We start from the raw sequence: 25,039 nt of genomic DNA, 5'->3' as shown, positions 1-25,039 counted from the left end.
CGCACGCAGGCGCGTCACCGTCCTCTGGACCATGATCCACACCCGCCGGGCCTTCGATCCAAGCCGAAAAGCTGCTTGACTTGCGCATTACTCAGCCGCCTCGCTGAATGGCATGGTCTGACGGTGTCGGAGCTTGGGCGGCACGCCGTAAGCCTTCTTGAAGGCGGTGGCAAAGCTCGATGGCGCGGAGTAGCCGGCGATGAAGGCGGCGCAGGCGATGCTGACGCCGCGATTGTCGAGTGCGTCACGAGCGGCATCGAGGCGGCGGCGGCGCACGAAGTCGAACACCGTCATGCCGTAGAGTTCCTTGAAACAGCGCTGCACGACGCTGACCGACGCTCCGACTGCCTGAGCGACGGCATCGATGGTCAGCGGCTCGTTGATATGGTCGAGCAGGAAGATGCGGACGCGTTCGCCGAGCAGAGACTGGGCCGGCCGGGGCAATGCGTTCTCCGCCCGCCGGAGTGCCAGGGTGCTGAGTGTCAGGCAGATAAGGTCGAAGGCGCGGGCACGCCGATAGAGCTGCAATGCCTCGCGCGGCACCCAGGCCGGAGGTTCGGCGGCAAGTTTTGCCAGGCGGACGCTGTCGTCGTCGAGGCGCCAGAGATGGCTGCTGACATGTCCGGTCAGAAAGGTGGAAAGAGCATCGCCGTGACCGGCTCCCTTCAGATCGAGCGCCGAGGTCCAGTCGCTCGGAGCTGTAATCATCAACTTGCCCATCCGGTCTTCCGACCAGGCGATCTGTGTCAGACGGGCAGGGCGGGTAAGGGATAGCGCCAACGCCACCGGGCCACCATCGGCGGAAACGTCGAAACGCCGGCCGTCGATCTCGAAGCGCTGCCAACCTCTGAGATAGATGAGCAGGCGAAATCCCGGCTGGATCTCGCGCATGGCGCGCGAGCCGGCGACCACCGGCGCGAGCCGGCAGGCGAGCGAGATGCCGTCTTGTTCCGATGCCGCCGTCGACAGTTCCATGAACGCACCCAATGCCATCCGGAAAACCGTCCGACAACACGCCAGGCGGGCTCGGCTGTTTGCGAAAAAGAAACCGCCGTTTGCGCTGAAGCCCCGGTCGTCGACAGCTTCCGACACCCCTGTTTATATACATGAAATCACTAGTCAAGTTTAAGTGAAACTCCTTATGCGACTGGATCGCAGTTGCAAATTTGGACATGGGGTAAGAGTAAATGTTTGATATTGCGTCGACTTCTGGCGGGGGCCGTTCGCGCCGATACGAGCCTGTTCCCACAGTGATCCTGCGTGTCGGACTTATGGCGACGGTATGCCTGAGCGCCATCGCTGGTGCGCGGGCGCAGACGGTGGATAGCGCGGCGACGCTTGAGCCCATCGTTGTCGAGGGCAATGGAGAGACTGCCGATGGCCCGGTGAAAGGGTATGTCGCAAATCGCTCAAAGACGGCGACGAAGACGGATGTGCCCTTAGAGAAGACGCCGCAATCGGTGACGGTCGTCACGGCGGACCAGATGGCGGATCAGGGCGTCAAGTCGGTGGCCGAGGCGCTGCGCTATACGCCCGGCCTGTTCGCCGAATACCGCGGCGCCTCCAATCTGCATGACGAAACCTTCCTCCGTGGCTACTATTACGCGCCTCGCTTTCTGGACGGTCTTCTGTTCGGCTCCAACTCGCTCGGCCAGGTCGATCCCTATCTCCTCGAGCGTGTCGAGGTTCTGAAGGGGCCATCGTCGGTGCTGTATGGCGAGGCTCGTCCTGGTGGTCTCATCAATCTGGTCAGCAAGCGCCCGACCGGCGAGACCGCCCGTGAGGTTCAGGCGACAGTCGGCACGGACAATCGGATCGAGGCGGCCTTCGACCTCATGGACAAGTTGCCGGGCAGCGATACGGTCTCCTATCGCATCGTTGGCAAGGCGGCGCGCGCCGATACCATGGAGGATGGGCTCGATACCAAGCGGTTTGCGATCGCGCCCTCGGTCACGTGGCAGCCGGACGACCAGACCAAGGTGACCGTTCATGCCTATTATCAGAACGAGCCGGATGCCGGTTTCCGGAATTTCCGCGAGGCCAAGGGCTCGGTGACGCCCACGCCCTACGGCTATATTCCGCGCGATTTCCTGGTCTCCGATCCCAACGTCCAGAAATCGGAACGTGAGCAGGCTTCGATCGGCTACCAGGCTGAACACCGTTTCGACAACGGCGTCACGCTGCGCCAGAACGCCCGTCTCACCGACATCGACACGGCCTATGAAACCCTGACCTGGGGCAGCTTGCAGGCGGATGGCAAGACCATCACGCGCACCGGCTCCGGCGGCACCGAGGATATGCTGCAGTTCGTCATCGACAACAGCGCCGAGGTCAAGCTGTCCACCGGTCCTCTCGACCACACGGTTATTGGCGGTGTCGACTATCGTTACTCGGTGGTCGATTACTCCTGGGGCTACGATTACACGGTGTCGTCGATCGATTGGACCAATCCGGTCTACGATGTCACCAGCCTCGATCTCTCGTCGGACCGCAGCGATACCAAGACCAAGGCGTCTCAGGTTGGCGTCTACCTTCAGGACCAGATCGAGGTCGGAAGGCTGAACCTTCTGTTCGGCGGTCGCCAGGACTGGGCGACGACCGACATCGACAACAACCTGAGTGGAACGACCACCAGCTTCGACTCCTCGGCAACCACCGGCCGCGCCGGTGCGGTCTACGATCTCGGCTGGGGACTCTCTCCCTATGTCAGCATCGCAACGTCCTTCGAGCCGGTGCTGACGGCAGCACCGTCCGGTTCTGATCCCTTCGATCCGTCGACGGCGATCCAGTACGAGGCTGGGCTGCGCTTCGCGCCGGAAGGCTACGGCTTCGATCTCAGCGCTGCCATTTATGAACTCACCCAGCAGAACGTTCTCTATCGCGAGACCAGTTCCAGCCCGTGGCAGCAGACGGGGGAGATCCGCACCCGTGGCGTCGAGTTGTCGGTCCGCGCCGAGATCACCGACAACTTCAGCCTGCTTGCGGCCTACAGCTACACCGATCAGGAGGTGACGGAATCGGCGCAGGCCAGCATTCTGGGCAAGATGCCGGCGCGCATTCCCCTCCATCAGGCATCGCTCTGGGGAAAATACCAGTTCGACGATGGCCCCTTTGCCGGTCTCGGCCTCGGTCTCGGTTTGCGCTACATCGGCGAAAGCTGGGGTGACGCTACCAACACCTTCAAGGTACCGGACACCCTCTTGCTCGACGCTTCGATGTCTTACGACTTCGGCGCGCTCGACAAGGACTTCGAGAACGTGTCCTTGCAGGTCAACGCCACCAACCTCACCGACGAGTTCTACACCGCGTCATGCGCCAGCGCCTACGCCTGCTTCGTAGGGGCCGGCCGCACCGTCACCGCCACCCTGAAATACAAGTGGTGAGGCGCATGAGGGCAGCCCTGAAAGCACTGCGCACCTTGGCCTTCGTTCTCCTCTCCGGCGGTGCCTCCGCCGGGGAGGATGTTCGTCTTCGGCCGAACCAGGTCATCGTCACCGAGGCGGTCGCGCCGGGCAAGTCCGTCGTGCTGCCGTTCGATGCGGCGCCCGGCGACTACCTCAAGGGCCGGGTGAACGTCACAGCCGGCAGTTTCGACCTTGAGATCGTCGACGCCAATGGCATCTCCTGGCGGCGCCTCCTCGATAATGTCGGCCTGTCCGGCGATTTCCAGTTCGTCGCTCGCGATACACCGTCGGCCCTGCGTCTCGTCGCCGGGCCGGGCGGCGGTACCGGCAGTCTGGTGCTCGCATCTCACCTTCCGCTCGCTGAGCAGAGAGCGCCGGTGGACGGCTATGCCAGTCCGGTCATTGCCTCTGTCGCGGCCGAGCTCGCGGCCGGTGGCACGACCGCAGAGTTCTGGCGCCGGGTCGAGACGGCGGGCGCCCCGCTCGTCGAGCGGACGGCGGATGGCGAGACATTGCTCACCTTCGTCTATCGTGGCGCTGATCGAAACGTCCGTCTGGTCGGAGCGCCATCCGGCGATCACGAATGGCTCGACCGGCTCGACGGCTCCGACATCTGGTTCAAGAGCTTCCGCGTACCGCCCGAGACGCGCTTTTCCTACCAGCTCGCTCCCGATGTGCCCGATTTGCCCGGAAGCGCCCGGGAACGACGAGTCGCGTTGCTCGCCACGGCCGCCGCCGATCCGCTCAACAAGGAACCCTGGCCGACCGATGCCCCCGATCGCTTCAACACCAAGTCGACGGTGACGCTGCCGGGGGCGCCGGTCCAGCCGGGCATGGAAAGCGCGCATGCGCCAACAGGGGAGTTCATCCGCTTCCGCCTCGCTTCGGATCGTCTCGGCAACACGCGAGACGTTGCGATCTACAGGCCGAAGGGCTTCGACCCCGCCGACCGCACCACCGTTCTTCTCGTTGTCTTCGACGGCCGCAACTACCAGCGCGAGGTGCCGACACCGGCGATCCTGGATACGCTCATGGCCGATGGTCGTCTGCCGCCGACTCTCGCCGTCTTTGTCGACAATCCCGATCAGGCGACCCGCTCGCGCGAGCTGCCCGACAATCCGGATTTCGCCAGCTTTCTGGCGGACGATTTGCTGGCGGAGGTGCGGGCGCGAACCGGGTTCATACCATCGTCCGCCCGTACGGTGCTGGCCGGTTCGTCCTACGGTGGACTTGCGTCGTTGACGGTGGCACTCCGTCGTCCCGACGCCTTCGGCAACGCGCTCTCGCTGTCGGGCTCCTACTGGTGGAGTCCGCCGGACACGCCGGCTTCCATCTCCAATGTCGTAGCGCATCGCGTCGCCACCATGGAGCGACGGCCCGTGCGCGTCTTTCTGTCGGCCGGTCTGTTTGAGCGAGAGCATGGCGGTGCCGACGGCATCCTCGAGACCAATCGCCATTTGCGCGACGTGCTGATGGCGCGCGGTTACCAGGTCACCGCCCGCGAATATGCCGGTGGCCACGACTACTTCGTCTGGCGGGGGGCGCTCGCCGACGGTCTTCTCGCGCTGTTCGGGCGCGGTTCGACCTCAAATTCCAAGGAAAAGCCATGAACGGATTTCACCGCCTCGCCGCCTTGCTGACGCCGCTCGTCCTGTCGATCAGCCTTGGCTCCGCCGAAGCCGCCACGATCACCGATGCGCAAGGGACACGTGACTTTCCCAACAGGCCTCAGACCGTCGCCGTCTTCGATCTCGCGGCACTCGATACGCTCGATGCGCTGAGCCTCGAGGTGCAGGGCGTTCCCGATTGGGCGATGTCCGGCGACCTTGAGAAGTATCGCGCCGACACCTATGCGAAGGTCGGCTCACTGTTCGAGCCGGATTTCGAGGCGGTTGCGGCGCTCGCGCCCGATCTGATCATCATCGGCAGCCGCAGCCAGAAGCATTTCGCGGCGCTGTCGGCTATCGCGCCGGTCCTGGACCTGACGCCCGACAACCGTGACTTCCGTGGATCGGTGAAGCGCAACGCGGAGGCGATCGGCAAGCTGTTCGGCAAGGAGGCCGAGGTCGCCGAACGGCTTCTGAAACTCGATGCCACGACGACCCGCCTCAGAGACATGACCGCCGACAAGGGCAGAGGCCTCGTCGTGCTGACCACCGGCGGCAAGATCAGTGCCTACGGCCCCGGCTCGCGTTTCTCAGAGGTACATGACCTTTACGGTCTCGCCGCCGCCGACCCGACCATCAAGGCGACCACCCACGGCCAGGTTATCTCGTGGGAGTACATCCTCAAGGTCAATCCGGACTGGCTGATCGTCATCGATCGCGACGCGGCCATCGGCAATACCGAGACGCCGGCTCGCGCGCTGCTGGACAACGAGCTTGTCAACCGGACCCGCGCCGCCACGGCTGGCCACATCATCTACCTCGACCCGGTCGGCATGTACCTGACGAGTTCCGGCCTGCGTGCCGAACAGGCGATCGCCGACAGCTTCATCGCCGCTTTCGGCCAGCCCTGAATCCGTCCCCTTCGCTTTTTCGGAGTTCGTCCCGATGAGTACGCATGCGTCTGGCCGTCTCGCTGCCACTCTTTTTGTTCCTAGCCGGGACCCGGCGACCCTCCGGACTCGTCTCGTCGATCACGTCGGTCGGCACGCGCGCGTCGAGATGGTCGAGGGAGGGGATGTCCTGCTGTCGAGCGAGCTGGGTCTGTCTCGGCTGACGCTCGATGTCGGCGGCCTCCGCATCGCTGCCGAAAGTCGCGACTCCGCCGGTCTCGCCTATATCAAGATGATCATGGCCGACCATGTGCTGGAGTTCGGCGAGGCTGATGTTGCCCTTCGCTGGACGGGAGCGGGTGAGGCCGGTTCGCCGCTGCCGTTCTTTCGCGAGATGACCGTAGTCGCCGCGGCGACGATCGGTCGCTTCCGGCGCTTGACCCTCAAGGGCAGCGATCTCGGTCGCTTTGCTGAAGGCGGACTGCATATCCGCCTGCTGTTGCCGGGGGAGGGCGTGCGCCAGCGCTGGCCGGTGACTGGCGATGACGGTCGCCCCTTCTGGCCGGATGGAAATCCGCCGCCGGCGCGCGTCTACACCTTACGCCGCATCGATGTCGCTGCCGGCGAGGTGGAGATCGACATGCTGCTGCACGCCGATCATCACGACGCGCCGGGCGCCGCCTTCGCCGAACGGGCGCGGCCGGGCGATGTGATCGGCATGACGGGACCCGGCGGTGGCGATCTGCCCGAGGCCGACGACTATCTGCTCTTCGCCGACGAGACGGGCCTGCCGGCCGTCGCCCGCATGCTGGCCGAGATGCCGGCCGGTCGCCGCGTTCGAGCCATCCTGGAAACCGAGGATCAGGGGGATAGGCAGACGCTTCCGAGCGCGGCCAGGACCGATATCGTCTGGCTGCATCGTCGGGACGGCGCGCGACTGGAAACGGGGGCCGCTACCATCGAACCCGGCGATCTGCCGCCGGGTGTCATCGTGTGGGGCGGCATGGAGCAAACCGCTCGCCGCGCCATCTATCGCAGGGCGATCGATATCTGGGGCCTGTCGCGCGATCGCCTGCGCCTCGCCTCCTACTGGCGACGCGGCCAGGCGGGCGGAGACCATCATCACGACGATTAGGACAAACTCGATGGTCGCCTGCTCATATGCGACGCACTCGTCCGAGGTCGCCGCCAGGGTGCCGAATGAAGACGGCGCAAGGACTTGCAAAGCCATCGCCCCACAACTGCACATTCCTTTCGCTAGTCTGTTTTAAGTATATAGACTTATATGCTTTAGTATTATGCACGATGGTGTCAGGATTGACTGCAATTCATGCGTGACAAAAGCGCGATTTGCCTCGACCTTTCAGAGGTGGGAAGCCGGTTTCCTCCCTGCCGGCCCCGACCTGAGGAGCCATGGCATGATCGTGGCAGTCCGCCAACCGCCGCGCCTCGTCCCTGTCGAGACGTCACCTGTCGTTCGTCGTGAAAGCCGTCAGAGCGCCGAGATGGCGTTGTTCGGCCTTTACGAGATATCGAAGATTCTCAACGCGCCCGTCCGCCTCGAGAGCATGCTGGCGAGCGTCGTCAACATCCTGACGTCCTTCCTTGCCATGCGGCGGGGCATGATCGTCGTCATCGACGAGGCTGGAGAGCCTGAGATCGTCGCCACGGCCGGCTGGGCCGGCGAGGTGAAGGGGCGGCCGATCGACAGCCTGCCGCAGGCGGTCATCGACCGCATCGTCGCCACACAGACGTCGCTCGTCGTCCAGGATACGGCGACCGACCCGCTGTTCGCCGACACGCCAGCTGCCCATGATCCGAGCCGCGTCTCTTTCGTCGGCGTGCCGATCAAGGACGACGTCAAGGTGATCGGCACGCTCAGCATCGATCGCGTATGGGATGGATCGACCGACATCCGCATCGATGAAGACCTCCGCTTCCTCGCCATGGTCGCCAATCTCGTGGGGCAGGCGGTGCGTCTCCACCGTATCGTCGCTGCCGACCGCAAGCGCCTGATCGACGAGCGGTCCCGTCTTGAGAAGGCGCTGGACGAGAAGCCCAAGCCGGCTCGCGTCCGGGTCAGCATCGGCGGCATCGTCGGCGACAGTCCGTCGGTGCGCCGCGTGATGGAGACCATCTCCATCGTCGCGCCTTCCAACTCCACAGTGTTGTTGCGCGGCGAGAGCGGTACCGGCAAGGAGCTGTTCGCCTGCGCCATCCACGAGCTGTCGAGCCGCAAGGCCAAGCCCTTCGTCAAGCTCAACTGCGCCGCCGTTTCCGAGAGCGTGCTGGAATCGGAGCTCTTCGGTCATGAAAAGGGTGCCTTCACCGGTGCCATCGCGCTGAAGCCAGGCCGCTTCGAGCTTGCCAACGGCGGCACGCTGTTGCTCGACGAGATCGGCGAGATTTCGCCGGCCTTCCAGTCGAAGCTGCTGCGCGTTCTTCAGGAGGGCGAGTTCGAGCGCGTCGGCGGTACCCGGACGCTGAAGGTCGACGTCCGTCTGATCTGCGCCACCAACCGCGACCTCGAAGCGGCGGTGGCGAAAGGTGACTTCCGCGCCGACCTCTACTATCGCATCAACGTCGTTCCGGTGTTTCTGCCGCCCCTGCGCGAAAGGCCGGGCGACATTCCGCTGCTCGCCCGCGCCTTTCTCGACCGCTTCAACCGCGAGAACAGCCGCCGCCTTGCGATCACCGACAAGGCGCTCGACCTCCTCGGCAAGTGTTACTTCCCGGGCAATGTGCGCGAGCTGGAGAACTGCGTCCGCCGCACGGCGACACTCTCCCGCAGCGATACCATCCGCCGCGAGGATTTTGCCTGCGCTCACGGCGAATGCCTCTCGGCGACCTTGTGGACAGGCGCCCACCACGTGACCGCCGAAGAACAGCTCACGGCCTTGAAGCACGGCGAGGTGCTGGTGCCCGGCCTCAGGCCACCGCTGCCGCCGACGGCGCGGCCACAGGACGCGGCGGCCTACTCTGAGACGCACGCCGAAGGTCCGCTGTGCGAGCACGCCGGCCCTGACTGCCCTGCCATCGGTCATCGGGCCGGCGAGAAGGAGCGGCTGATCGACGCCATGGAAAAGTCCGGCTGGGTGCAGGCCAAGGCCGCCCGCATCCTCGGCCTGACGCCCCGCCAGATTGGTTATGCGCTCAAGAAGCATCGCGTCGAGCTGAAGAGGTTCTGATCGCCCTTGTCGGAAGTCCGACAAGGGTGTGTCGCATCACGGCGCTTCTGGAGCTCTGGTCTCGTAACAGACTGATAGTAAAGGTATTTGTTTCTGGCACATGGCTTGCGACGTCGATGACGAACCTGTCACGGAGATCCCGCCATGGCCATGTCCATCAATGCCGACGATTGCACCACCTGCGGCGCCTGCGAGTGCGAATGCCCTTCCAAGGCCATTCGCATGAAGGGGGGCGTCTACGTCATCGACCCGCAGAAATGCACGGAATGCGAGGGCGTTGCCGCCGCGCCTCAGTGCGACGACGTATGCCCGTCCGGCGCGATCGCCAAGGCGGCCTGACATGCCCTTCGTCGAGCGAGAGCCGGAAGTCGAAATCGATGGCCCGCCCCGCTTTCAGCCCGGCGACAAAGTGGTCGCGCGCCTCAATGTGAAGAACGACGGCACCTTTCCCGGACGCGATATCGGCGAGCGCCTCGTGCACAAGGGCGATGTCGGCTACGTCAGGGACATCGGCACCTTCCTTCAGCAGTTCTACATCTATGCGGTCGAATGGGTCGATCGCGGGGTCTTGGTCGGCATGCGTGCGCGCGAGCTTGGCGCGCCCGATGCCCTTGAGAGGACGGAGCGTTCAGCGCAATGAAAGTGATGATCCGCCAGTCTGCAAAGGGACTGTCCGCCTACGTCGCCAAGAAAGATCTCGAGGAGCCCATCGTCTCGCAGGAGAGGGACGGTCTTTGGGGCGGCGCCGTCACTCTCAAGAACGGCTGGGTGCTGGACCTCCCGGATATGCCGGCCGAAACCCGCCTGCCGGTGACCGTCAACGCTCGCCGGCGCGGCGAGGACGATTGACATGAGCGCGCTTCTCGCCGACGACCACCCTGAGATCTTCTGCGGCGAGGCGGCGACCGCCGCGCTGGCCGATTTGCGCGTCGGCCTTATGACCGATCGTCTCGTGCCCTACCTAGGCCCCGGCCTTCTGACGCTCGAAGGGGCATCGCCCGTCCCGGCATCGCCGGAGGACGTCGCCGCCGCGCTGCAGAAGAGGGTACCCGTTCCTGGCCGTATCCGCGGCAACATGTGGGCCGTCGCGCAATACATCGAAAGCCGTCGTCATCGACGCACGTTGAAGAAGCTGATGGCCGATGTCTTTGCCGGGGAGCCCCGGCCCTCTGCCTTTCACCGCTATCTGGCCGGACTCCCTCTCGGCCTCGTGGTCGACAGCTGGTACGACGGCACGCTAACTGCCGCCATGGCGGACGCTGGGCGGACCGACGTTGTCGACGTGCAAGGACAGTCGCGCGCGACCATCGGCGAGGATCGCTGGTATCGCGCCATCGATCTTGCTGGGACCGATGCCGAGCCGGGCGGCGCGCGGACTCTGCTCTACAGGCCGCATGGCGGCATCCGTCCGATTGGCGACGTGCTCGTTTCCGACAGCGACTACGTCGAGGCCCTGACGGAGATCGACATCCAGACGCCGATCCCCGAGGAGGTTCGCACACGGCGGTCGACACGTGGCTTCCTGTTCCTCGGTTGTCGCTTTCACGACCAGATGCTCCGGACCTACGCGCGGCAGATCGTCAAGCGATCGGCGGGGCCACATGCCTGCGTGGCCGATCTTGCGACATTGACCGTCAACGAGCGCCGCTTCCTGGCAGCCGAGGGCATCGCCCTGATCGACCTACCGCTCGCCGAGGCAGCGCAAATCCTCGCCGGATGATCTCTCAGGCGGACTTCACTCCATCTCCCCTCCGTCCGCCCATCTGGCCGCCCTTCGGGGCGGCCTTTTTCGTACGATCATTCCCGCTCTTCCGACATGGACTGTCGACTTTTGTCGGACCCGCGACAGCGCCTGTTGCCGTGGTTCTTATCGGGCAAGAGTCGACATATATCTGATTTATATGGATTTTTGTCGTTTCTCGACAGTTGGCACGACCCTTGAAAATAGCTGGATGTGAGGCGGCTTTCCGCTGCCGACCGAATTGGCATCCCCTCCCGGTGCCTTCGAGAAGACAAGGAACCATCACCATGGCTGCACTCCGCCAGATCGCTTTCTACGGCAAGGGTGGCATCGGCAAGTCGACCACCTCCCAGAACACGCTCGCTGCCCTCGTCGAGATGGGGCAGAAGATCCTGATCGTCGGCTGCGATCCCAAGGCCGACTCGACTCGCCTCATCCTCAACGCCAAGGCGCAGGACACTGTCCTGCACCTCGCCGCCGAGCACGGCTCGGTCGAGGACCTCGAACTCGAAGATGTGCTGAAGGTCGGCTACAAGGGCATCAAGTGCGTCGAATCCGGCGGCCCGGAGCCGGGCGTCGGCTGCGCCGGTCGCGGCGTCATCACCTCCATCAACTTCCTCGAGGAGAACGGCGCCTATGACGACGTCGACTACGTCTCCTACGACGTTCTCGGCGACGTGGTGTGCGGCGGGTTCGCCATGCCGATCCGCGAGAACAAGGCGCAGGAAATCTATATCGTCATGTCCGGCGAGATGATGGCGCTCTACGCCGCCAACAACATTTCGCGCGGCATCCTGAAATACGCCAACACCGGCGGCGTGCGTCTCGGCGGCCTGATCTGCAACGAGCGCCAGACCGACCGCGAACTCGATCTTGCCGAGGCCTTGGCCAAGCGCATCAACACCAAGCTGATCCACTTCGTGCCGCGCGACAACATCGTCCAGCACGCTGAACTGCGCAAGCAGACGGTCATCCAGTACGCGCCGGACAGCAAGCAGGCCGAGGAATACCGGCAGCTCGCCACCAAGATCCACGAGAACGGCGGCAAGGGCACCATACCCACGCCGATCACCATGGAAGAGCTGGAAGACATGCTGCTCGCCTTCGGCATCATGAAGACCGACGAGCAGATGATCGCCGAGCTTGCCGCCAAGGAAGCCGCCCGCCAGGCCGCGGTTCCCGCCTGATCTCCGGGAGGACGCGTGGGTGCCGGGCCTTGACCCCGGTGTCCGCGCCTTTCCCGTCCCCTTCCGCGAGGACACTTTCATGAGCGACAGTTACGAAAACGACGGCAAGGCCCACGAGCAATACATCACCCAGGTCCTCGCCCAGTATCCCGAGAAGTTCGCCAAGCGGCGCAAGAAGCATCTTTCCGTCGCCAAGGCGGCTGAAGTCGAGCCGGATGCGCCTGTCGGCGAGGAAGGCCCGCTGCTCACCGAATGCGAGGTCAAGTCGAACATCAAGTCGATCCCCGGCGTCATGACCATCCGCGGCTGCGCCTACGCCGGTTCCAAGGGCGTGGTGTGGGGACCGGTGAAGGACATGGTCCACATCAGCCACGGCCCCGTCGGCTGCGGACAGTATTCCTGGTCGCAACGTCGCAACTACTATGTCGGCACCACCGGCATCGACGCCTTCGGCACCATGCAGATCACGTCCGACTTCCAGGAGAAGGACATCGTCTTCGGCGGTGACAAGAAGCTCGACAAGGTGATCGACGAGATCGAACAGATGTTTCCGCTCAATGGCGGCATGTCCGTGCAGTCGGAGTGCCCGATCGGTCTCATCGGCGATGACATCGAGGCCGTCTCGCGCCGCAAGGGCAAGGAGATCGGCAAGACCATCGTTCCCGTCCGCTGCGAGGGGTTCCGTGGCGTGTCGCAATCGCTCGGCCACCACATCGCCAATGACGCCATCCGCGACTGGGTGCTCGACAAGAGCGCCGAAGCCGAATGGGAGGCCGGCCCCTACGACGTCAACATCGTCGGCGACTATAACATCGGCGGCGACGCCTGGGCTTCGCGGCGCCTCCTTGAGGAGATGGGGCTTCGCATCTGCGGCAACTGGTCGGGCGACGCCACGCTGGCCGAGATGGAGCGCGCGCCGAAGGCCAAGCTCAACCTCATCCACTGCTACCGCTCGATGAACTACATCTGCCGGCACATGGAAGAGAAGTACGGCATCCCGTGGATGGAGTACAACTTCTTCGGCCCCTCGCAGATCGCCGCCAGCCTGCGCAAGATCGCCAAGCACTTCGGCCCGGAAATCGAGGCGAAGGCAGAGGAGGTCATCGCCAAGTACAAGCCGCTGGTCGACAGCATCACCGAGAAATACGGCCCGCGCCTCAAGGGCAAGAAGGTCATGCTCTATGTCGGCGGCCTCCGACCACGTCACGTGATGACCGCCTACGAGGATCTCGGCATGGAGATCGCCGGCACCGGTTACGAGTTCGCCCACAACGACGACTACCAACGCACCGGTCACTACGCCAAGCCGGGCACGCTGATCTACGACGACGTCACCGGCTACGAGCTGGAGAAGTTCGTCGAGAAGATCCGCCCTGATCTCGTCGGCTCGGGCATCAAGGAAAAGTATCCCGTTCAGAAGATGGGCATCCCCTTCCGTCAGATGCACTCCTGGGACTATTCGGGCCCCTATCACGGCTATGATGGCTTCGCCATTTTCGCCCGCGACATGGATCTCGCGATCAACAATCCGGTCTGGGACCTGTTCGACGCCCCCTGGACGGACGGCGGCGAACTGCTCGCAGCGGCCGAATGATCTGTTTCCCTCTCCCCGTAAGGGGAGGGGGCTCCCCAAAGCCAATCCTTTCACCACACGCTTGCCGCGTGACCGATACTCCTGTGCCCGTTTGGCCGCCGTATGGCGCGGCGCGGGCGATGAGGTCAGACCATGCCCCAGTCAGCCGAAAAGATCCTCGATCATGGCCCCTTGTTCCGCGAGCCGGAATACCAGGAAATGTTCGCTCGCAAGAAGGCCTGCGACGGCGCCGCCAGCATCGACGCCACCGCGCTCCAGTCCGAATACACCAAGGGCTGGGAGTATCGGGAAAAGAACTTTGCCCGTGAAGCGCTGGTGATCAACCCGGCCAAGGCCTGCCAGCCGCTCGGCGCGGTATTCGCCGCTGCCGGCTTCGAGAAGACCATGAGCTTCGTCCATGGCTCGCAGGGCTGCGCCGCCTATTTCCGCTCGCATCTTTCCCGTCACTTCAAGGAGCCCTGCACGGCGGTCTCCTCGTCGATGACCGAGGACGCGGCGGTGTTCGGCGGCCTCAACAACATGATCGACGGCCTCGCCAACTGCTACTCGCTCTATCAGCCGAAGATGATCGCCGTCTCCACCACCTGCATGGCCGAGGTGATCGGCGACGACCTGCACGGCTTCATCGGAAACGCCAAGGCCAAGGGCTCGGTGCCCGAGGATTTCGACGTTCCCTTCGCCCATACGCCGTCCTTCGTCGGCAGCCACATCGATGGCTATGACAATGCCATCAAGGGCATTCTCGAGCACTTCTGGAAGGAAAATCCGGTGGTCGCCGGCTCGACGGAGACCATCAACATCGTCCCCGGCTTCGATGGCTTCTGCGTCGGCAACAACCGCGAACTCGGTCGCATGCTCGACATGATGGGCGTCAGCTACAAGCTGATTGGCGACGCCGCCGACCAGTTCGACACCCCGTCGGACGGCGAGTACCGCATGTATGACGGCGGCACCACCATCGACGACCTGAAGGCCGCCAAGGGCGCCAAGGCAACCCTCGCGCTCCAGCACTGGAACAGCCGCAAGACACTGGAATACGCGGCGAGCGTCAACCAGGAAACGGCGAGCTTCCACTATCCGCTCGGCGTGAAGGCGACCGACGAGCTTCTCATGAAGGTGTCCTCGCTCAGCGGCAAGACCATCCCCGAAGCGCTTCGTCTCGAACGTGGACGCCTCGTCGATGCCATGGCCGACAGCCAGGCCTATCTGCACGGCAAGCGCTACGCCATTTTCGGCGATCCCGACTTCGTTCAGGCCATGGCGCGCTTCATCCTCGAGACCGGTGGTGAGCCCGTCCACTGCCTGTCCACCAACGGCGGCAAGGAATGGGCGGAGAACATGCAGGCGCTGTTCGACAGCTCGCCCTTCGGCAAGGACTGCAAGGCCTATGCGCACAAGGATCTCTGGCACCTGCGCTCGCTTATGTTCACGGAGCCGGTGGACTTCCTGATCGGCAACAGCCACGGCAAGTACCTTGAGCGCGATACCAAGACCCCGCTCATCCGGCTGACATTCCCGATCTTCGATCGCCACCACCACCACCGGTTCCCGGTGATGGGCTATCAGGGCGGCCTCAGGGTGCTGATCACCATCCTCGACAAGCTGTTCGACAAGCTCGACGCCGAGACCAACATTGCCGGCGAGACCGATATTTCCTTCGATCTGACGCGCTGAAAACAGTATCGAGACGCATGACGAGGGCCGGCCCGGAAACGGAGCCGGCCCTTGCTCGTTGGGACAGGCCAAGGCCTGGTCGTCAAGGGGTGGATGCCGAACGAAAGGCGGTACGGGCGGGACCTGCTGCTTTGCTACTTCGATCTTGCTTTGCAGCGGGGGCGCTGGCCTCTGAACGCTGTCGCCCTTCGTCTCAGGTGGCGCACCGCCCGTGACGGTGATCGGTGCGTCGCAAATCCGACAATGGTGTGTCGCAAGCCTATCCGCCACGGGGAACGAACGCACGAGATCCCGGTGTCTGTTGAAAGGAGTCAGCGATTTCAATCTGTTGGTAGGCAGGGCCTCACTGGCACGTCGCTTGCGAAACAAGGTCTGTGACCGCAAGCGACGAGGCGCCCATGTCCCTGAAGGCCAGGATTGCCAGTGTGTTCGACGAGCCGGCTTGCCCGACCAATCGGGAGAAGTCCGAGACGACGCGCAAGAAGGGCTGTTCGAAGCCTCTGACGCCCGGCGCCGCGGCCGGCGGGTGTGCCTTCGATGGCGCCAAGATCGTGCTGCAGCCGGTGACCGACGTTGCCCACCTCATCCACGGCCCTCTGGCCTGCGAGGGCAACTCCTGGGACAACCGCCATTCGGTCTCGTCCGGCCCCGACCTGTGGCGGCGCTCCTTTACGACCGATCTTTCCGAGCTCGACATCGTCATGGGCAATGGCGAGAAGAAGCTGTTCAAGGCGATCCGGACCATCGTCGAACGGCACGATCCGCCCGCCATCTTCGTCTACTCCACATGCGTCGCGGCGCTGATCGGCGACGATATCGCCGCCGTCTGCGAACGCGCCGGCGAGCGCTTCGGCCGTCCTGTCGTCCCTGTCGAGGCGCCCGGTTTCGCCGGTTCGAAGAACCTCGGCAACCGCTTGGCCGGCCAGACGCTTCTCGACCATGTCATCGGCACTGTCGAGCCGGACGACGTGACGCCTTACGACGTGAACATCCTCGGCGAATACAATCTGCTTGGCGAGTTCTGGTTCGTGAAGCCGCTCCTTGAAGAGCTGGGCATCCGTCTGCGCGCCGTGATTCCCGGCGACGCCCGCTATCGCGACATCGCCACCGCCCATCGGGCCAAGGCCAACATGATGGTCTGCTCGTCGGCCCTCATCAACCTCGCGCGCGGCATGCAGGAGCGCTGGGGCATCCCCTATTTCGAAGGATCCTTCTACGGCATTGCCGACACGTCGGCCGCCATCCGTGGCATCTGCGGTTTGCTGGTGGAAGGGGGCGCGCCGGCCGACCTTCTCGACCGGGCCGAGGCGCTGATCGCTCGCGAGGAGGCGATCGCCTGGCAACGCATTGCTCCGCTGAAGCCCCGGCTCGCCGGCAAGCGGGTGTTGCTCAACACCGGCGGCGTCAAGAGCTGGTCGATGGTCGATGCGTTGCAGGAGGCCGGCATGGAAGTGATCCGCACGTCCATCAAGAAGTCGACGGAGGAGGACAAGGCCCGGGCGCTTGCCGCCCTGAAGGACGAGAAGCATCTATTCGATCGCCTGCCACCGCGCGAGATCTACCGGATGCTGGCCGATGGAGAGGCCGACATCATGCTGTCGGGCAGCCGCACCCAGTTTATCGCGCTGAAGGCAAAGACGCCCTGGCTCGACGTCAACCAGGAGCGCCATCACCCCTACGCCGGCTACGAAGGCTTCGTCGAACTGCTCAAGCGGATCGATCTTGCCGTCAACAGCCCGGTGTTCCCGGCCTTGCGCGCACCGGCGCCATGGGACGAGGCTGGACGACTGCTCGACGCCCCCGACATGCCGGTGGAGGTCACCCATAGCTTTCGCAAATTCGCCGGCGGCGTCCTCGAAGACGCCGACGACTGCTGAGGAGATGGCGATGTCCGCGACCGAAGTTCGCTCCCTCTCCACCAATCCGCTGAAGTCTTCGCAGCCGCTTGGCGCCGCCTATGCCTTTCTTGGCGTCGAGGGGGCCATGCCTCTTCTTCATGGCAGCCAGGGCTGCACGGCTTTCGCGCTGGTGCTGTTCGTTCGCCACTTCAAGGAAACCATCCCGATCCAGACGACGGCCATGAACGAAATCTCGACGGTGCTCGGCGGCGCCGATCATCTCGAGGAAGCCATTCTCAACATCCGGACGCGCGCCAACCCCAAGCTGATCGGCGTCTGCACCACGGCGCTGGTCGAAACGCGCGGCGAGGACTTTGCCGCCGATATCGCCTCCATCGTCGACCGTCGCGCCGACGCGCTTGGCGACTGCCGCGTCGTGCTGGCTGAGACACCAGATTTTCGCGGCTCGATCGAGGATGGCTGGAGCGCCGCCGTCGCGGCAATGATCGAGGCGATGACCCAGCCTGCCGCGCGGCGCGACCCCGAGCGCCTCGTCATCCTCGCACCCAGCCACTTCACGGTCGGCGACATCGAAGTCGTGCGGCAGACAGCCGAGCTGTTCGGCTTCGCGCCTGTGGTCTTGCCGGACATCTCCGGCTCGCTCGACGGCACGGTCCCGGATCGCTGGATACCCTCCGCCTACGGCGGCACCACCGTTGCCGACATCGAGACGCTGGGCGCCGCCTGTCATTGCGTCGCCATCGGCGAGCACATGCGCCGCCCGGCCGAGGCCCTGAAGCGCAAGACCGGTCTCGCCTATACGCTTCTGCCGACGCTGACCGGACTCGCCGCTGCCGATCGGTTCGTGGCCTTGCTCGCCCGGCTGTCCGGCCGTCCGGTTCCCGCTTCGATCCGTCGTCGTCGGTCGCAGCTTCAGGATGCCATGCTCGACGGTCATTTCCACTTCGGTGGCCGCAAGATGGCCATCGCTGCCGAACCGGATCTTCTCTACCAGATGGCGAGCTTCTTCGCCGAAATGGGCGCGGAGACCAGCGTCGCAATCGCATCGACGCCGGACAGCGCCATCCTGGACGCCGTGCCGGCCGAGGTGGTTGTCGGCGATCTCGGCGACCTTGAGCAACGTGCGGTCGGCGCCGATCTCTTGGTCAGTCATGCCCACGGTCGACAGGCGTCGGAACGGTTGGGCATACCGTTGTTCCGCGTCGGCTTTCCTATTTTCGACCGTCTTGGCGCCCAGCATCGCCGAAGCGCGCTCTACGAGGGCACGCGCGACCTGATCTTCGAGGTGGCGAACACCCTGATCGCCGCCGACCACCATCACCCGACACCCGAAAGCCTCGATCCGCTCCGCAACCGGGAGACACTCCATGACAGCCGTCCGTCGCCTGAGCCTCGTCGACACTGACGAGGTGACCGATGCCGCGCCACCGCCCGGCTCGGTGCGGGTCGCCATCGCGTCAACCGATCTCAAGGGGCTCAACGCCCATTTCGGATCGGCGCCCAAGTTCGCCGTCTACGACGTGACGCCCTCTGGCTGGAGCTTTGTCGAAGCCGTCGAGTTCGAGGGCAACACTGAGGGCGACGGCAACCACCGGACCGATGGCGACGACCGCATCACGCCCAAGGTCGACGCGCTCGCCGGCTGCCATCTGTTGTTCTGCCTGGCCATTGGCGGCCCGGCCGCCGCCAAGGCGGTGGCGCAGCGGATTCACCCGATCAAGGCGCAAGCTGCCCCCATCGATGACGTGCTGGAAAAGGTGCGCGCCATGCTGACCGGCAGCCCGCCGCCCTGGCTGCGCAAGGTGCTGCAGGCAGCTGGCGTTGGTGCCCCGCGTCCCGATTTCGAGGATGATTGAACCGATGAGCGACATCGCCCCGCCGATTCCCGACCTAGACCATCCCTTCGTCAGGACGTTGGCCCGCCTCGTCCGCGCCGCCGACAGCTACGGCGTCTGGGAGCGAAAGACCGACGGTGAGGTGCTCGCCGATTTCATCGTCAGCCGCGAGGAGCGTCGGTCGAGGCCGATCATCGACGATCCGGATCCCGACATCATCGACCGGGTGGAGGCTTTCTATGGCGCGGTCAGTCTCGCCGTCGAGCAGGCCACGGGTCGGGTCGCCTCGCCCATCCTGAAGCTGAACCACGAGGGCTTCGGCCGCGTGCTTCTCACAGCCGGCCGGTTGGTGGTGGTCTCAAGGACGTTGCGTGACGTCCACCGCTTCGGCTTCGACGACTTCGCCGCGCTGGCCGCTGCCGGCAGCAAGCTGGTCGATGAGGCCATCGCCATGATCGGTCGCTTTCCCGAGGTTGCCGACTTCTGAGTTCTCTCGAACCATCCGAGCTGGAGACATTTGATGGCCGACTACACCACCCGCGACGGCAGCCCCTGGACGCCGCTGTTTCTCGTTTCGATCGACGGCGGCGCCTGCATCGGCTGCGCCCGCTGTTTCAAGGTCTGCGACCGCGACGTCATGCATCTCTACGGTGTCGACGATGAGGGCGAGATCCTCGGCAAGGTCGTCGAGGACGACGATGACGATTTCGACGGCGAGCTCAACCGCAAGATCATGGTCGCCGACAATGACGGCGCCTGCATCGGCTGCAACGCCTGCGCCCGGGTCTGTCCCAAGAACTGCCAGAGTCACGCCCCGCCCGACAAGCTGGCGGCGTAACGCCTTCCTCCATTGTCAGAAACTTGGCAGAAGCGGCACGACATTGCCGCTTCTCGCGTTTTGTCGGGCAAGCAGCTTTTGTCGCCTGTCGTCGGTTTCCTGCCACCAGGCGCGTACGACACGCAGGCGGCAGGCAAGTAGGGTGCCGATCCCGCCGGTAAACCGCAACCAGGCCTCAACGTCTTCCCGGAGGACCGCCGTCAGAACGGGCAGGCCAAAGGCGGCGAGCGTGCCGAAGGCGTCGGCATGGCCGCCGCCGTCGATTTCCGCCGCGCCGAAGCGCGGAACGATGACAAGGTCGACCCGCGCCTCGATGGCCGCGAGAATGCGCCGTGTCGCCGCGACCGCCTCTGCCTGAGAGTGGCGCGCATGCAATTGCCGCCAGCGATCGCCGACGACCAGATCGACCAGTGTCACGTCTCTGCTCGGCGGCTCCTCGTCATCGGGGAGGTGGACGATGCCGCCCACTCGACGCCATGCCGTCTGGAGCTCGTCGGCGAAGAAGGCGATGAGGTGGTCCACCGAGGCACCTTCCTCGTAAACGATTGCCGCCAGCTCGGACGCATTTATCGCGGCAGGGTCGAGGGTGGGAAAGCGGTCGAGCAGGCGACGGGTCATGGGAGGTTCCTTGTCGGACGCGAGCGGCGATGGAGGGCGCCTCGCAAGCGCCGGGCCAAATGTCTTGATCGTTATTGTTTCGGATATATAACGAGGCGAGACTTCACGCAGATACGGAGAAGGCCATGCGGCTCTCGGCGCGTAACATCCTGAAGGGCAAGGTGGTGGCCCTCACCCGTGGTGCGACCACCACGCATGTCAAGGTCGAGATCGTGGAGGGTATGGTCATCACGGCTGCGATCACCAATGAGGCGGCCGATGATCTCGGGCTGATGGTCGGCGCGGATGCCGCCGCCATCATCAAGGCATCCGACGTGATGATCGGTGTCGACCTATGATTTCCGCAAGCGATATCGAACGCCTGCTGGCCGAGGATGTGCCCGCCGGTGATCTGACCACCGATGCTCTGGGCTTCGGGCACCGGCCCGGTCGTATGACCTTCACGGCGCGCCATGACATGGTGCTTGCCGGCATCGAGGTTGCCACGAGAATGATGGACGACCTTGTCGTCGATGTTCACGCAAAGGACGGCGATTGGCTGCCTGCCGGGACGCCCATCCTGGAGGCGCGTGGACAGGCCTCCGGCTTGCACCGTGCCTGGAAGGCGGCGCAAACGCTTCTCGAAATCCTGTCGGGCATCGCCTCGGCAACCCGTGCCGTGGTCGAGGCGGCGGCCCCGCTTCCGGTCGCCACCACGCGAAAGACGGTGCCCGGCGCCCGTGCCCTGTCGCAACTGGCCGTCCGGGCCGGTGGGGGCATTCTTCACCGCCATGGTCTGTCGGAGACCATCCTCGTCTTTCCGGAGCACCGCTTGTTCCTTGGTGGCGAGAGCCTGTCCGACATCGCGGCTCGCCTCCGGCGGACCCAGCCGGAGAAGGCGCTGACAGTCGAGGTCGGCACGATCGACGAGGCAGTCGAGGCGGCAGTCGCCGGCTTCGACGTGGTCCAGCTCGAAAAGTTCAAGCCTGAGGCGGTGGCCGAACTGGTCGGTCGGCTGCCGGAAAGAGGCAAGCGGGCGCGCATCGGCGCGGCCGGCGGCATCGATCCGAGCAATGCGGCCGCCTATGTCGCGGCCGGCGCCGACTTCATCGTCACGTCCTGGCCCTACACCGCTCGGCCTCGCGACGTCGCGGTCCGACTGTTTGCCGACTGAACCGGCACGACCCTTGCGCTGATCCCCTCCAGACGCTCCCGAAGTCCGACAAGACGGTTTCGTCTTGTCGGTTTTCCGACAGAGTTGACGGAGGTGACACATGCCGGCCTCGATCTTTGCGCGCCACTACTCGACGCTCAGCGACGCGGCCCGCCCGGCGCGGGATGACGCGGAGGCGTTCGACAACCATGTGCTCGCCTCGATTCTCGCTGCGGCATTGACCGAGGCGGCGACGTCAGGCATCAGCACCATCGACGGTCTCGGTCTGTCGCAGACCGAACTCGGTCGGCTCGTTTGTCACTGTTTCCCAGGCTATGCCGCCACTGAGCTTGCCGGTTTTGAACCAAGTGAGCCGGCGGAAGAGGAAGCGCTCCTTGTCGATCTCCTCTTGGCGCACCGCTCCGGGCCCGAACCCATGACCACCTGGTTGGCCGCCCTGATCGCCCGAAGGGCCATGCGGCCGGATCATCTCTGGCAGGACTTGGGGCTGAACGACCGTGGCGAGCTCAACCGTCTGCTCGCCCGCCATTTTCGCTCCCTGCATGCCGGCAATACGGGCAACATGCGCTGGAAGAAGTACTTCTATCGCCTGCTTTGCGAGGCCGAGGGCTTTTCGCTCTGCGCGGCGCCCTCTTGTTCCGTCTGCACCGACTTCAACGAATGCTTCGGCACCGAAGATGGCCTCAGCCGGCTTGCCGGTCTCCGCAGGCGCGTGGACGAGGCTGCGTGAACCGCACCCGACAACATGTCGGATTTCCGACAAGCCACTCAGGCCCTTTGAATTTCAGATACTTAGAATGTGGCATGAGCCATGCAATCTCCGCTTCGACCACTTCGTTTCCGGGTTGTGAGGACATGATCATGATCGAACTCACCGAAAGCGCTGCCGACGCCGTGCGAACCGCTCTTGCCGGCGCCGCCGGACAAGCCGAGGGTTTGCGCATCATCGTCGAGGCCGGAGGCTGCGCCGGCCTCCGGTATCGAATGGGCCTGGAGACGGACGAACGCCCCGGCGATCTCGTGGTGGAGCAAGGTGGCGTCCGGCTCTATCTCGATCTGCTGACCCAGCGCCACGTCGACGGACTGGTCGTCGACTTCGTCGATGGCGTCGAACAGTCGGGCTTCGTCTTCGACAATCCGAACGCCGCGTCCCGCTGTTCCTGCGGCAAGTCCTTCTGCTGAGAGGCACCATGTCCTGTCCCATCGATCGCCCCGTTCCCGACGCCGCCGACATCCTTGAGAGGATGAGGCGCCTTTCCTCGGCCGAGGACTTCTTCGATGTCCTCGGCGTTCGCTTCGAGCCCGAGCGCCTCGCCGTCTGCCGCCTCCACGTCATGAAGCGCATGGGCGAGATGCTGGCGGGCGACGACCTCGAAGATCTGCCCGATGCCGTTGCCGCCGCGCGCGCCCGCTCCATGTTGGAGCGAGCCTATCGGGAGTTCTCCGGCGCTTCGCCGCTGGAAAAGCGACTTTTCAAGGTGTTGAAGGACCGCGACCCCGCCCGGCCAGCCGCACCGCCGCGCCGTCCCTTCGTGTCGCTCGGAGATGCCCTGCGACCGATCGACGGCGGCTGATCCCCAGGGCTTTGGAGCGGTCTTCATCGTGAGTGAAGCGACGGTCACCCAGGAGGGAACGCCGGATGGCGGTCTGATTGGCCATTCGACCAACCTGGTCGGCTTGTCGACGGCTTTTCTTGCCGACGTCGCCTTCAACGCCCGGCCGGTTCCCGTCCATGTCTCCGGCGTGCGGGAAATGAACGGAGGACTGTTCGAGATGCTCGGGCTTGCCGCGGACCTGACCGAGGCAGGCGATGCCTTCGCCGCCTACATGATGGCGATGTTCGGCATCGATCGCGAGCAGCGCGAACCGGGCAACGCGGCGGGACGGCGGCGTTATCGGTCTTCCTATCTGCGGTTGATCAAGGGTTGGGGTTACGACAGCAACGGCCCCGAGGGCGCGGTGCTGAAAGGGTGGGTGGAAAGCCGCTTCGGCATCTTTCCGACCTTCCATCAGGAACGTCTGGTAAGGCAGGCGCCAGCCGCCTGGGCGGCCTATGTGGCCGAGAAGATGTCGAGCCGCTTCCACAACAACGCGATCATGGCCCAGCTCGACCTGCTCTACGAGTTCTGCCAGTGGGCGCTTCTCCGTTTCGCCTCTCCGGCGGAGACCCACCTGACGCTTTATCGCGGCGTCAACGACTTCGATGAGCATCCCATCCGGCAGCGGATCGATCGACGCCGGATCGTCATGCGCCTCAACAGCCTGTCGTCCTTCACGGCCGAGCGCGACATCGCGGACTGCTTCGGTGATGTCATTCTCACGGCACGGGTGCCCCGCGAGAAGATCCTGTTCTTCAACACGCTGATGGCCTCGCACCCTCTCAAGGGTGAGGGAGAGTATCTGGTGATCGGCGGCGACTACGAACTTGGCGTGTCGCGATGAGCTGGCTCGTTCTCACGGGCATTTCGGTCGGCAACGGGAGGCCGGCATGATCGATGTCGGCGCTGCCGACCGGGCGCTCGCCGCCTTTCTCGGCCTTGCCATTGGCGATGCGCTCGGCGCCACCGTCGAGTTCATGACGCCGCGAGAGATTGCCGCCGAGCATGGCCTGTTGTGCGACATCGTCGGTGGTGGCTGGCTGCACCTCAAGGCCGGCGCGGTGACGGACGATACGGCGATGTCGCTGGCCTTGGGGCGTTCGCTCGCCCGCAAGGGCGAACTCGACCTCACCGATCTTTGCGAGGAGTTCGCCGCCTGGCTCAAGTCGGGGCCGCCCGACGTCGGCAACACCTGCCGACGCGGTATCCGCCGCTACATCCAGCGCGGCATCGTCATCGGTCCGCCGAATGAGGGTGATGCGGGAAACGGCGCCGCCATGCGCGTTCTGCCGGCAGCGATCGCCAGTTATCGCGATCCGGCCCGGGCCCGCCGCTGGGCGGTGGAGCAGGGGCATGTCACTCACAACCATCCGCTGTCGGACGCCGCTTGCGGCGCGCTGGCCGGCATGCTGGCCGCGCTGATTTCCGGAGGAGGGCGGGCCGCGGCCGCGCGACTGGCGGACGGTCTGGTCGGCCGCTATCCGACCTTCCGCTTTGTTCCCTATCGGGGACTGTCGTCGGCCTATGTCGTCGATACGCTTCAGACCGTATTCGATGGTTACTTTGCCACCGATACTTTCGAGGATTGCCTGATCCGCACCGTCAATCATGGCGGCGACGCGGACACCACCGGGGCCATCGTCGGCGCCTTGGCCGGCGCGACATATGGCCTCGAAGCCATCCCGAGGCGCTGGTTGAAGGCGCTCGATCGCGACGCGGCCACGGCGATCCGGGACTTGGTGCCGGCCCTGTTGGCGATTGCCTCGGGCTGAGGGGCTTGGCGAGGAGATCGCGAAAGCCTGTCTCTCCCAAGTGGAGAATGCTGCGCTCGTTATGAACGTTAAGGTTGAATA

General features: G+C 64.5%; 26 protein-coding genes. 24 read left to right on the top strand and 2 right to left on the bottom strand.

Annotated elements, in window-relative coordinates; genetic code table 11:
• Window positions 1–87: 87 nt before the first annotated feature.
• On the bottom strand, window positions 88–993 hold the full coding sequence (locus M4J39_RS09505) for an AraC family transcriptional regulator (RefSeq protein WP_251727558.1): 906 nt from the start codon (window positions 991–993) through the stop codon (window positions 88–90).
• 257 nt (window positions 994–1,250) lie between these two features.
• On the opposite strand from M4J39_RS09505, the gene M4J39_RS09500 reads away from it, so the two are divergent.
• The 17 genes from M4J39_RS09500 (at window position 1,251) to fdxB (ending at window position 19,817) form a co-directional block, all read left to right on the top strand.
• The gene (locus tag M4J39_RS09500; protein WP_251727557.1) at window positions 1,251–3,383 is read left to right on the top strand and encodes a TonB-dependent siderophore receptor; all 2,133 of its coding nucleotides are present in this window, start codon (window positions 1,251–1,253) and stop codon (window positions 3,381–3,383) included.
• A 5-nt stretch (window positions 3,384–3,388) separates the two neighbouring features.
• The gene (fes, locus tag M4J39_RS09495; RefSeq protein WP_251727556.1) at window positions 3,389–5,014 is read left to right on the top strand and encodes an enterochelin esterase; all 1,626 of its coding nucleotides are present in this window, start codon (window positions 3,389–3,391) and stop codon (window positions 5,012–5,014) included.
• Window positions 5,011–5,922: a siderophore ABC transporter substrate-binding protein gene (locus M4J39_RS09490; RefSeq protein ID WP_251727555.1), complete on the top strand. Its 912-nt coding sequence runs from the start codon at window positions 5,011–5,013 to the stop codon at window positions 5,920–5,922. Before fes ends, M4J39_RS09490 begins: the two co-directional genes overlap by 4 nt.
• A 34-nt stretch (window positions 5,923–5,956) precedes the next feature.
• Window positions 5,957–7,036 (top strand): siderophore-interacting protein, encoded by a 1,080-nt coding sequence (locus M4J39_RS09485; protein WP_251727554.1) that lies wholly within the window; start codon window positions 5,957–5,959, stop codon window positions 7,034–7,036.
• Window positions 7,037–7,319: 283 nt separating this feature from the next.
• On the top strand, window positions 7,320–9,089 hold the full coding sequence (gene nifA, locus M4J39_RS09480) for a nif-specific transcriptional activator NifA (protein ID WP_371875429.1): 1,770 nt from the start codon (window positions 7,320–7,322) through the stop codon (window positions 9,087–9,089).
• A gap of 144 nt (window positions 9,090–9,233) precedes the next feature.
• Complete coding sequence (locus M4J39_RS09475) at window positions 9,234–9,428, top strand: 4Fe-4S binding protein (protein WP_251727553.1); 195 nt, start codon at window positions 9,234–9,236, stop codon at window positions 9,426–9,428.
• Window position 9,429: 1 nt separating this feature from the next.
• Complete coding sequence (locus tag M4J39_RS09470; protein WP_251727552.1) at window positions 9,430–9,729, top strand: nitrogen fixation protein NifZ; 300 nt, start codon at window positions 9,430–9,432, stop codon at window positions 9,727–9,729.
• Window positions 9,726–9,938, top strand: coding sequence for a putative nitrogen fixation protein NifT (gene nifT, locus M4J39_RS09465; RefSeq protein ID WP_251727551.1), 213 nt, complete (start codon window positions 9,726–9,728; stop codon window positions 9,936–9,938). The genes M4J39_RS09470 and nifT overlap by 4 nt, the downstream gene beginning before the upstream one ends.
• Window position 9,939: 1 nt before the next feature.
• Window positions 9,940–10,809 carry an SIR2 family protein gene (locus tag M4J39_RS09460; RefSeq protein ID WP_251727550.1) on the top strand — a complete coding sequence of 290 codons (870 nt, stop codon included), beginning with the start codon at window positions 9,940–9,942 and terminating at the stop codon, window positions 10,807–10,809.
• A gap of 308 nt (window positions 10,810–11,117) precedes the next feature.
• Window positions 11,118–12,017, top strand: coding sequence for a nitrogenase iron protein (nifH, locus tag M4J39_RS09455; RefSeq protein WP_251727549.1), 900 nt, complete (start codon window positions 11,118–11,120; stop codon window positions 12,015–12,017).
• 79 nt (window positions 12,018–12,096) lie between these two features.
• Window positions 12,097–13,611, top strand: a complete 1,515-nt coding sequence (gene nifD, locus M4J39_RS09450; RefSeq protein WP_251727548.1) for a nitrogenase molybdenum-iron protein alpha chain — start codon at window positions 12,097–12,099, stop codon at window positions 13,609–13,611.
• Window positions 13,612–13,743: 132 nt separating this feature from the next.
• Window positions 13,744–15,285: a nitrogenase molybdenum-iron protein subunit beta gene (nifK, locus tag M4J39_RS09445; protein WP_251727547.1), complete on the top strand. Its 1,542-nt coding sequence runs from the start codon at window positions 13,744–13,746 to the stop codon at window positions 15,283–15,285.
• Between the two features lie 398 nt (window positions 15,286–15,683).
• The gene (gene nifE / locus M4J39_RS09440) at window positions 15,684–17,162 is read left to right on the top strand and encodes a nitrogenase iron-molybdenum cofactor biosynthesis protein NifE (protein WP_251727546.1); all 1,479 of its coding nucleotides are present in this window, start codon (window positions 15,684–15,686) and stop codon (window positions 17,160–17,162) included.
• A 4-nt stretch (window positions 17,163–17,166) separates the two neighbouring features.
• Window positions 17,167–18,549, top strand: coding sequence for a nitrogenase iron-molybdenum cofactor biosynthesis protein NifN (nifN, locus tag M4J39_RS09435; RefSeq protein ID WP_371875428.1), 1,383 nt, complete (start codon window positions 17,167–17,169; stop codon window positions 18,547–18,549).
• Window positions 18,512–19,000 carry a nitrogen fixation protein NifX gene (gene nifX, locus M4J39_RS09430; protein ID WP_251727544.1) on the top strand — a complete coding sequence of 163 codons (489 nt, stop codon included), beginning with the start codon at window positions 18,512–18,514 and terminating at the stop codon, window positions 18,998–19,000. Before nifN ends, nifX begins: the two co-directional genes overlap by 38 nt.
• 4 nt (window positions 19,001–19,004) lie before the next feature.
• Window positions 19,005–19,466 (top strand): NifX-associated nitrogen fixation protein, encoded by a 462-nt coding sequence (locus tag M4J39_RS09425; RefSeq protein ID WP_251727543.1) that lies wholly within the window; start codon window positions 19,005–19,007, stop codon window positions 19,464–19,466.
• 33 nt (window positions 19,467–19,499) lie between these two features.
• Window positions 19,500–19,817, top strand: a complete 318-nt coding sequence (gene fdxB, locus M4J39_RS09420) for a ferredoxin III, nif-specific (RefSeq protein WP_371875427.1) — start codon at window positions 19,500–19,502, stop codon at window positions 19,815–19,817.
• A gap of 15 nt (window positions 19,818–19,832) precedes the next feature.
• On the opposite strand, the gene M4J39_RS09415 is transcribed toward fdxB, so the two are convergent.
• A complete protein-coding gene (locus tag M4J39_RS09415; RefSeq protein WP_251727541.1) occupies window positions 19,833–20,435 on the bottom strand; it encodes a DUF2478 domain-containing protein in 603 nt (200 codons plus the stop codon).
• A 125-nt stretch (window positions 20,436–20,560) separates the two neighbouring features.
• Between M4J39_RS09415 and M4J39_RS09410 the strand changes: the two genes are divergently transcribed.
• The 7 genes from M4J39_RS09410 (at window position 20,561) to draG (ending at window position 24,958) form a co-directional block, all read left to right on the top strand.
• On the top strand, window positions 20,561–20,773 hold the full coding sequence (locus M4J39_RS09410; protein ID WP_251727540.1) for a molybdopterin-binding protein: 213 nt from the start codon (window positions 20,561–20,563) through the stop codon (window positions 20,771–20,773).
• The gene (gene modD / locus M4J39_RS09405) at window positions 20,770–21,588 is read left to right on the top strand and encodes a ModD protein (protein WP_251727539.1); all 819 of its coding nucleotides are present in this window, start codon (window positions 20,770–20,772) and stop codon (window positions 21,586–21,588) included. Before M4J39_RS09410 ends, modD begins: the two co-directional genes overlap by 4 nt.
• Window positions 21,589–21,688: 100 nt before the next feature.
• A complete protein-coding gene (locus M4J39_RS09400; protein WP_251727538.1) occupies window positions 21,689–22,318 on the top strand; it encodes a nitrogen fixation protein NifQ in 630 nt (209 codons plus the stop codon).
• Window positions 22,319–22,449: 131 nt separating this feature from the next.
• Window positions 22,450–22,770: an iron-sulfur cluster assembly accessory protein gene (locus M4J39_RS09395; RefSeq protein WP_251727537.1), complete on the top strand. Its 321-nt coding sequence runs from the start codon at window positions 22,450–22,452 to the stop codon at window positions 22,768–22,770.
• A gap of 8 nt (window positions 22,771–22,778) precedes the next feature.
• Window positions 22,779–23,162, top strand: coding sequence for a nitrogenase stabilizing/protective protein NifW (gene nifW, locus M4J39_RS09390; RefSeq protein WP_251727536.1), 384 nt, complete (start codon window positions 22,779–22,781; stop codon window positions 23,160–23,162).
• A gap of 28 nt (window positions 23,163–23,190) precedes the next feature.
• On the top strand, window positions 23,191–24,030 hold the full coding sequence (locus M4J39_RS09385) for an NAD(+)--dinitrogen-reductase ADP-D-ribosyltransferase (protein WP_251727535.1): 840 nt from the start codon (window positions 23,191–23,193) through the stop codon (window positions 24,028–24,030).
• A 46-nt stretch (window positions 24,031–24,076) separates the two neighbouring features.
• The gene (gene draG, locus M4J39_RS09380) at window positions 24,077–24,958 is read left to right on the top strand and encodes an ADP-ribosyl-[dinitrogen reductase] hydrolase (protein ID WP_251727534.1); all 882 of its coding nucleotides are present in this window, start codon (window positions 24,077–24,079) and stop codon (window positions 24,956–24,958) included.
• Window positions 24,959–25,039 lie beyond the last annotated feature (81 nt).

The sequence above is a fragment of the Pleomorphomonas sp. NRK KF1 genome (genome assembly GCF_023721755.1).
Lineage (GTDB): Bacteria > Pseudomonadota > Alphaproteobacteria > Rhizobiales > Pleomorphomonadaceae > Pleomorphomonas.
This window is presented reverse-complemented; position numbering and strand designations above follow the sequence as displayed.

Excerpts from the sequence above, each read along its gene's own strand:
- nifK (WP_251727547.1), top strand. The coding sequence starts at position 13,744 with ATGCCCCAGTCAGCCGAAAAGATCCTCGATCATGGCCCCTTGTTCCGC.
- M4J39_RS09425 (WP_251727543.1), top strand. The coding sequence starts at position 19,005 with ATGAGCGACATCGCCCCGCCGATTCCCGACCTAGACCATCCCTTCGTC.
- nifN (WP_371875428.1), top strand. The coding sequence starts at position 17,167 with ATGGCGATGTCCGCGACCGAAGTTCGCTCCCTCTCCACCAATCCGCTG.
- M4J39_RS09470 (WP_251727552.1), top strand. The coding sequence starts at position 9,430 with ATGCCCTTCGTCGAGCGAGAGCCGGAAGTCGAAATCGATGGCCCGCCC.
- nifH (WP_251727549.1), top strand. The coding sequence starts at position 11,118 with ATGGCTGCACTCCGCCAGATCGCTTTCTACGGCAAGGGTGGCATCGGC.
- M4J39_RS09485 (WP_251727554.1), top strand. The coding sequence starts at position 5,957 with ATGAGTACGCATGCGTCTGGCCGTCTCGCTGCCACTCTTTTTGTTCCT.
- fdxB (WP_371875427.1), top strand. The coding sequence starts at position 19,500 with ATGGCCGACTACACCACCCGCGACGGCAGCCCCTGGACGCCGCTGTTT.
- M4J39_RS09505 (WP_251727558.1), bottom strand. The coding sequence starts at position 993 with ATGGCATTGGGTGCGTTCATGGAACTGTCGACGGCGGCATCGGAACAA.
- nifE (WP_251727546.1), top strand. The coding sequence starts at position 15,684 with ATGTCCCTGAAGGCCAGGATTGCCAGTGTGTTCGACGAGCCGGCTTGC.
- nifA (WP_371875429.1), top strand. The coding sequence starts at position 7,320 with ATGATCGTGGCAGTCCGCCAACCGCCGCGCCTCGTCCCTGTCGAGACG.
- M4J39_RS09400 (WP_251727538.1), top strand. The coding sequence starts at position 21,689 with ATGCCGGCCTCGATCTTTGCGCGCCACTACTCGACGCTCAGCGACGCG.
- nifW (WP_251727536.1), top strand. The coding sequence starts at position 22,779 with ATGTCCTGTCCCATCGATCGCCCCGTTCCCGACGCCGCCGACATCCTT.
- nifX (WP_251727544.1), top strand. The coding sequence starts at position 18,512 with ATGACAGCCGTCCGTCGCCTGAGCCTCGTCGACACTGACGAGGTGACC.
- draG (WP_251727534.1), top strand. The coding sequence starts at position 24,077 with ATGATCGATGTCGGCGCTGCCGACCGGGCGCTCGCCGCCTTTCTCGGC.
- M4J39_RS09415 (WP_251727541.1), bottom strand. The coding sequence starts at position 20,435 with ATGACCCGTCGCCTGCTCGACCGCTTTCCCACCCTCGACCCTGCCGCG.
- M4J39_RS09460 (WP_251727550.1), top strand. The coding sequence starts at position 9,940 with ATGAGCGCGCTTCTCGCCGACGACCACCCTGAGATCTTCTGCGGCGAG.
- modD (WP_251727539.1), top strand. The coding sequence starts at position 20,770 with ATGATTTCCGCAAGCGATATCGAACGCCTGCTGGCCGAGGATGTGCCC.
- M4J39_RS09490 (WP_251727555.1), top strand. The coding sequence starts at position 5,011 with ATGAACGGATTTCACCGCCTCGCCGCCTTGCTGACGCCGCTCGTCCTG.
- nifT (WP_251727551.1), top strand. The coding sequence starts at position 9,726 with ATGAAAGTGATGATCCGCCAGTCTGCAAAGGGACTGTCCGCCTACGTC.
- nifD (WP_251727548.1), top strand. The coding sequence starts at position 12,097 with ATGAGCGACAGTTACGAAAACGACGGCAAGGCCCACGAGCAATACATC.
- M4J39_RS09410 (WP_251727540.1), top strand. The coding sequence starts at position 20,561 with ATGCGGCTCTCGGCGCGTAACATCCTGAAGGGCAAGGTGGTGGCCCTC.
- M4J39_RS09475 (WP_251727553.1), top strand. The coding sequence starts at position 9,234 with ATGGCCATGTCCATCAATGCCGACGATTGCACCACCTGCGGCGCCTGC.
- fes (WP_251727556.1), top strand. The coding sequence starts at position 3,389 with ATGAGGGCAGCCCTGAAAGCACTGCGCACCTTGGCCTTCGTTCTCCTC.
- M4J39_RS09395 (WP_251727537.1), top strand. The coding sequence starts at position 22,450 with ATGATCGAACTCACCGAAAGCGCTGCCGACGCCGTGCGAACCGCTCTT.